Origin of the sequence: Mesorhizobium sp. M2A.F.Ca.ET.037.01.1.1, assembly GCF_003998075.1 — a bacterium.
Lineage (GTDB): Bacteria > Pseudomonadota > Alphaproteobacteria > Rhizobiales > Rhizobiaceae > Mesorhizobium.
In genome coordinates this window covers 1-918 of sequence record NZ_RZSA01001535.1, presented here as the reverse complement: position 1 = coordinate 918, position 918 = coordinate 1, and the positions used below count along the sequence as shown (strand labels likewise).

Here is a 918-nt window from a genome sequence, read left to right as displayed (position 1 = left end):
ATCCAAGTCGAAGGTACCCCCGCTGCTCTCCCGATCAGATGAGCCTCGACTATGTCTAACTTTCCCCGGACAGCCCTGCTCCGCAAGGGGAGAGGAGCAGGCGAGCGTCGGCGCCAACCTCTTCTCTCCTCGGGGAGAAGGTGGCCGCGAAGCGGCCGGATGAGGGGGCTGGCGCAAACGAATCTGCCCCATAGCGAATTCATTCCCGATCCGTTTCGTGCGACAAGTGCGTCCCTATCTCGGGACCGCAACCATGACACTCACCGGATTCCTCGCTTACAGCGCAGCCCTCGGCGTCGCCGCCGCCATTCCGGGCCCCGGCGTCACGGCGCTGGTCGCCCGCGCGCTCGGCTCCGGCTTCCGCTCCTCGCTTGCCATGTCGTTTGGCCTGCTGCTCGGCGACCTAACCTATCTCACCGCCGTCGTGCTTGGGCTGGCCTTCGTCGCCCAGACCTTCGGCATGGTCTTCCTCGCCATCAAATGGGCCGGCGTCGCCTATCTCGCCTTCCTCGCCTGGCGCTTCTGGACCAGCGGTATCACGCCCGAGACCGTCGAGGCGCGCAAGGCCCGGGGCGGGCTGCTGTCGAGCTTCATCGCCGGGCTGACGGTGACGCTCGGCAATCCGAAGACGATGATCTTCTATCTCGCCATCACGCCGACCATCGTCGACCTGAAGACGATCACGCTCGCCGACTACGCCATTTTGGCGATGCTCACCGTGGTCGTGCTGTTCGTGGTGCTGGTGCCTTATCTGGCGCTGGCCGCCAAGGCGCGCTGGTTCCTGAAATCGCCACGCGCGTTGAAGGTGCTCAACCGCACCGCCGCCGGCTTCATGATGGGCGCGGCGGCCGCCATCGCGGCCCGCCAGTAGGCTCCGATGTCAGCCGTTCCCGGATTTCAACCAAACCATTCCTGAAA

Annotated in this window: 1 protein-coding gene; it reads left to right on the top strand. The window is 65.1% G+C overall.

The window, feature by feature from the left end; all coding sequences use genetic code 11:
- Nucleotides 1-253 precede the first annotated feature (253 nt).
- On the top strand, nucleotides 254-871 hold the full coding sequence (locus EOA27_RS38170; RefSeq protein ID WP_126080301.1) for a LysE family translocator: 618 nt from the start codon (nucleotides 254-256) through the stop codon (nucleotides 869-871).
- Nucleotides 872-918 lie beyond the last annotated feature (47 nt).